A 6,127-nucleotide genomic window follows, 5' to 3' on the forward strand; every position below is an offset into this window, starting at 1 on the left:
TTGATTTTCAAATTTAAAGAACTGATAAAGAGGGGCTGAGTGAAAAAGATCAAAAAAAGATCAGATAGTACTTGTGGGGAATAGAAAAAAGTCTCACCTTTGCAATCCCAAACGGAGAGGTCGGGTAAAAAAACGAGGAAGCGCAATGCGGAATCGGATACTGAAAAGAGAGTAAAGTAAAAGAAGGAAGAGGAGAAAAAGGCCTCAAAAAAATAAAAAAAACTTCTTGCAGAATTCAAAAAAGATTCTCACCTTTGCAATCCCAAAACGAACGGGAAAACAGGCAGACAGCGCAAGGCTGAAAGCGACACAAAATTGAAATACATTAAAAGGATAAACATGGTTTAGATGACCCAATCGGTGAAATCAATTAAATCAGAGAAATCCCTTAATATAAGCTGAACCGTGAAGGAGAAGCGCTCAAGTTCTTTAAAAGAAAAGTCAAATAGTATAGCGAGTAAAAACGGAATAACAACGTTACTCGTAACGACAAAACAATCCTAGTCAATTCATACAAATAGCAAATTAAAGGCGAACCTTTCAAAAGGTAAGCAAATATCAAACGATTCCTATTTGAGATATAATAGGGTCAGTGATACAAAACTTCATTACAATGGAGAGTTTGATCCTGGCTCAGGATGAACGCTAGCGGCAGGCCTAATACATGCAAGTCGAACGAGATTAGAGAGCTTGCTCTCTATGAAAGTGGCGCACGGGTGCGTAACGCGTATGCAACCTACCTTAATCAGGGGGATAGCCCGAAGAAATTCGGATTAACACCGCATAATATCATTGAATGGCATCATTTAATGATCAAATATTTATAGGATTAAGATGGGCATGCGTGACATTAGTTAGTTGGTAAGGTAACGGCTTACCAAGACTACGATGTCTAGGGGATCTGAGAGGATGACCCCCCACACTGGTACTGAGACACGGACCAGACTCCTACGGGAGGCAGCAGTAAGGAATATTGGTCAATGGGCGCAAGCCTGAACCAGCCATGCCGCGTGCAGGAAGACGGCCCTACGGGTTGTAAACTGCTTTTATTCGGGAATAAACCTCTTTACGTGTAAAGAGCTGAATGTACCGAAGGAATAAGGATCGGCTAACTCCGTGCCAGCAGCCGCGGTAATACGGAGGATCCAAGCGTTATCCGGATTTATTGGGTTTAAAGGGTGCGTAGGCGGCTTATTAAGTCAGGGGTGAAAGACGGTGGCTCAACCATCGCAGTGCCTTTGATACTGATGAGCTTGAATACACTTGAGGTAGGCGGAATGTGACAAGTAGCGGTGAAATGCATAGATATGTCACAGAACACCAATTGCGAAGGCAGCTTACTAAAGTGTGATTGACGCTGAGGCACGAAAGCGTGGGGATCAAACAGGATTAGATACCCTGGTAGTCCACGCCCTAAACGATGAATACTCGATGTTAGCGATATACAGTTAGCGTCTAAGCGAAAGCGTTAAGTATTCCACCTGGGGAGTACGCCCGCAAGGGTGAAACTCAAAGGAATTGACGGGGGCCCGCACAAGCGGAGGAGCATGTGGTTTAATTCGATGATACGCGAGGAACCTTACCCGGGCTTGAAAGTTACTGAAGTATCCAGAGATGGATGCGTCCGCAAGGACAGGAAACTAGGTGCTGCATGGCTGTCGTCAGCTCGTGCCGTGAGGTGTTGGGTTAAGTCCCGCAACGAGCGCAACCCCTATGTTTAGTTGCCAGCATGTAATGATGGGGACTCTAAACAGACTGCCTGTGCAAACAGAGAGGAAGGAGGGGACGACGTCAAGTCATCATGGCCCTTACGTCCGGGGCTACACACGTGCTACAATGGATGGTACAGAGGGCCGCTACCTGGTAACAGGATGCCAATCTCAAAAAGCCATTCACAGTTCGGATTGAGGTCTGCAACTCGACCTCATGAAGTTGGATTCGCTAGTAATCGCATATCAGCAATGATGCGGTGAATACGTTCCCGGGCCTTGTACACACCGCCCGTCAAGCCATGGAAGCTGGGAGTACCTGAAGTGCGTAACCGCAAGGAGCGTCCTAGGGTAAAATCGGTAACTGGGGCTAAGTCGTAACAAGGTAGCCGTACCGGAAGGTGCGGCTGGAATACCTCCTTTCTAGAGTGTAGAATTGACACTCGTTATACTATGATTTTTTCTTTTTATAAAAAATAATTAGACACTAGATATGAGATACCAGATATGAGAATACAGAGCGCTGCCAAGTGACTCAACTCTCCGATCTCAAGACTCAGATCTACAATCTAAAAGGAAAACCCAAAGATGAGCCATCAGTGGCGATACCATCTAAGTGGCGTGATTGTAAGAATTACGAATTACGATTTAGGAGTTACGATTTAAGAAGGAAACGGAACAAATCGTACATCAAAAATCGAGCAATCGTAAATTAGCCAGTCTCGTAGCTCAGTTTGGTTAGAGCACTACACTGATAATGTAGGGGTCAGCAGTTCAAATCTGCTCGGGACTACTATAAGGCAATGATAGGATAGAGAAATGATAGAATGAGCGAATATTGATTCATTCGATGCATAAGAAAATCGGTCATTAATCTTTCGGGGGATTAGCTCAGCTGGCTAGAGCACCTGCCTTGCACGCAGGGGGTCAACGGTTCGAATCCGTTATTCTCCACGATGCTAAGTCAAAAGTAAAGAGTCAAAAGTATGCGCAATGCAGATTTTGAATTTTAAATTTTACCTTTTGAATTTTAGCAAAACGTTCTTTGACATATTGGAAGAAGTAATTGAAAGAGAAGACAACAGTAGAGACACTGTTGGCATTCAAAAGTGAAAATTCAAAAGGTAAAAGGTCTGCAAAGACTAATAAACTGATGAGTAGAAACTAATGAACTAACAGTTATCGAAAAAAGCATACCGTGCCGAGCAAAAGCGGCACAGGTAGAAGAAAGTAAGAAAGGGTACACGGGGGATGCCTTGGCTCTCAGAGGCGATGAAAGACGTGATAAGCTGCGATAAGCAACGGGGATTGGCAAATACGAATTGATCCGTTGATTTCTGAATGGGGAAACCTAATTACCTGAAGGGTAATTGCAAATGCGCAAACGTGCTGAACTGAAACATCTAAGTAAGCATAGGAAGAGAAAATAATAATGATTTCCTGAGTAGTGGCGAGCGAAAGGGAAAGAGCCCAAACCAGCTATGTTACGGCATAACTGGGGTTGTAGGACCACAATATGAATATCCGATTGAAGTAGAACAGGGTGGGAAACCTGGCCATAGCGTGTGATAGCCACGTATACGTAAGAGGAGATAGGATAGTGGTATCCTGAGTACCGCGAGGTCGGAGACGCCTTGTGGGAATCTGCCGGCACCATCCGGTAAGGCTAAATACTCCTGAGAGACCGATAGTGAACCAGTACCGTGAGGGAAAGGTGAAAAGAACCCCGAACAGGGGAGTGAAATAGAACCTGAAACCGTGTACTTACAAGCGGTCGGAGCACACAAGTTGTGTGACGGCGTGCCTTTTGCATAATGAGCCTACGAGTTACTCTTCTCTGGCAAGGTTAAGTGGTTCAGCCACGCAGCCGAAGCGAAAGCGAGTCTGAATAGGGCGTATAGTCAGAGGAGGTAGACGCGAAACCTTGTGATCTACCCTTGAGCAGGTTGAAGGTGCGGTAACACGTACTGGAGGACCGAACCGATAAACGTTGAAAAGTTTCCGGATGACTTGAGGGTAGGGGTGAAAGGCCAATCAAACTGGGAAATAGCTCGTACTCCCCGAAATGTTTTTAGGAACAGCGTGGATATTAAGTTATATAGAGGTAGAGCTACTGATTGGGTGCGGGGGAGTCAAATCCTACCAAATCCAGACAAACTCCGAATGCTATATAATATGATCTGCAGTGAGGCCCGGGGTGCTAAGGTCACGGGCCGAGAGGGAAAGAACCCAGACCATCAGCTAAGGTCCCAAAATTACCACTAAGTTGAACTAACGAGGTCCGATTGCACAGACAGCTAGGATGTTGGCTTGGAAGCAGCCATTCATTTAAAGAGTGCGTAACAGCTCACTAGTCGAGCGATCGGGCATGGATAATAATCGGGCATTAAGTGGTATACCGAAGCTATGGATAGGGATTTATCTCTGTGGTAGGGGAGCATTCTAATAGCGGTGAAGCGATCTGGTAATGGGTCGTGGAGCGATTAGAAAAGCAAATGTAGGCATAAGTAACGATAAGGCGGGAGAGAAACCCGCCCACCGAAAGACTAAGGTTTCCTGATCAACGCTAATCGGATCAGGGTTAGTCGGGGCCTAAGGTGTACCCGAAGGGGGAAGCCGATGGATAACTGGTTAATATTCCAGTACTTTCTATAACTGCGATGTGGTGACGGAGTAGTGACACTGACGCGAACTGACGGAATAGTTCGTTAAAAGCCGTAGGTATTGGGATGGTAGGCAAATCCGCCGTTCTAGCTGAAAGCTGATAGTACCGCAAACCTTCGGGGGCGTGGATAGTTCAGGTAATCAGACTTCCAAGAAAACCCGCTAAGCTTCAGGTTATAGAAACCCGTACCGTAAACCGACACAGGTAGTCGAGGAGAGAATCCTAAGGTGCTCGAGTGAATCATGGCTAAGGAACTCGGCAAAATGGCCCTGTAACTTCGGGAGAAGGGGCGCCTCTGGCAACAGAGGCCGCAGTGAAAAGGCCCAGGCGACTGTTTAACAAAAACACATGGCTTTGCAAAATCGAAAGATGAGGTATAAGGCCTGACACCTGCCCGGTGCCGGAAGGTTAAGAGGGGATGTTAGTCGCAAGGCGAAGCATTGAATCGAAGCCCCGGTAAACGGCGGCCGTAACTATAACGGTCCTAAGGTAGCGAAATTCCTTGTCGGGTAAGTTCCGACCTGCACGAATGGTGTAACGATCTGGGCGCTGTCTCAGCCATGAGCTCGGTGAAATTGTGGTATCGGTGAAGACGCCGGTTACCCGCAACGGGACGGAAAGACCCCATGCACCTTCACTACAACTTAACATTGATATTGGGTACATGATGTGTAGGATAGGCGGGAGATTGTGAAGCGGCTTCGCTAGGAGTCGTGGAATCAACCTTGAAATACCGCCCTTTATGTATTCGGTGTCTAACTCGATAATGTCGAGGACATTGTTTGGTGGGTAGTTTGACTGGGGTGGTCGCCTCCAAAAAGGTAACGGAGGCTTTCAAAGGTAAGCTCAGTACGCTTGGTAACCGTACGTGGAGTGCAATAGCATAAGCTTGCTTGACAGTGAGACAGACAAGTCGAGCTGGGTCGAAAGACGGATATAGTGATCCGGCGGTTCTGCATGGAAGGGCCGTCGCTCAAAGGATAAAAGGTACGCTGGGGATAACAGGCTGATCTCCCCCAAGAGCTCATATCGACGGGGAGGTTTGGCACCTCGATGTCGGCTCGTCACATCCTGGGGCTGGAGAAGGTCCCAAGGGTTGAGCTGTTCGCTCATTAAAGTGGCACGCGAGCTGGGTTCAGAACGTCGCGAGACAGTTCGGTCCCTATCTGTTGTGGGCGTAGGAAAATTGAATGGGGCTGACCTTAGTACGAGAGGACCGGGTTGGACCAACCTCTAGTGAATCTGTTATGGCGCCAGCTGTATTGCAGAGTAGCTACGTTGGGAATAGATAAGCGCTGAAAGCATCTAAGTGCGAAACTAGCCATGAGATGAGTTTTCCATTGAGGGTCGTAGTAGACTACTACGTTGATAGGTTACAGGTGTAAAGGTGGTAACATCATAGCCGAGTAATACTAATTACCCGAAGCTTTCTCAATAAGCAGAACATGCTGTTGTTTTCTCTGTTTCAATCACTTCTTTCAATTAATGTCTTAGATATGAGACGATAGCTGCCGGATATGAGACTTGTTCTCAGCTCTCAGGACTTAATCTCACATCTAATTAAAATCTTCAGGTGCCTATATCGGCGGTGTCCACCTCTTCCCATTCCGAACAGAGAAGTTAAGCCCGCCAGAGCCAATGGTACTGCGGTAACACGTGGGAGAGTAGGTCGGTGCCAACTTTTATTCTGCTTTAATCAGCAAATAAAATCTTAAAGCTCGTTAGTTTAATCTAACGGGCTTTTTTGCTTTAC

General features: G+C 46.5%; 2 tRNA genes and 3 rRNA genes. All 5 read left to right on the top strand.

Going from position 1 to position 6,127, the window contains the following annotated elements:
- Positions 1-610 precede the first annotated feature (610 nt).
- The 5 genes from WG906_RS19250 to rrf all read left to right on the top strand — a co-directional run bounded on the left by WG906_RS19250 (position 611) and on the right by rrf (position 6,055).
- A 16S ribosomal RNA gene (locus WG906_RS19250) occupies positions 611-2,132 on the top strand.
- 295 nt (positions 2,133-2,427) lie between these two features.
- Positions 2,428-2,502: transfer RNA gene (locus WG906_RS19255), tRNA-Ile, on the top strand.
- Positions 2,503-2,589: 87 nt separating this feature from the next.
- A tRNA-Ala gene (locus WG906_RS19260) sits at positions 2,590-2,663 on the top strand.
- Positions 2,664-2,933: 270 nt separating this feature from the next.
- Positions 2,934-5,809 (top strand): 23S ribosomal RNA (locus WG906_RS19265).
- 134 nt (positions 5,810-5,943) lie between these two features.
- Positions 5,944-6,055 (top strand): 5S ribosomal RNA (gene rrf / locus WG906_RS19270).
- The 16S, 23S and 5S rRNA genes sit together here with 2 tRNA genes alongside, the layout of an rRNA operon.
- Positions 6,056-6,127 lie beyond the last annotated feature (72 nt).

The sequence above is a fragment of the Pedobacter superstes genome (assembly GCF_037622515.1).
GTDB classification, from domain to species: Bacteria; Bacteroidota; Bacteroidia; order Sphingobacteriales; family Sphingobacteriaceae; genus Paradesertivirga; species Paradesertivirga superstes.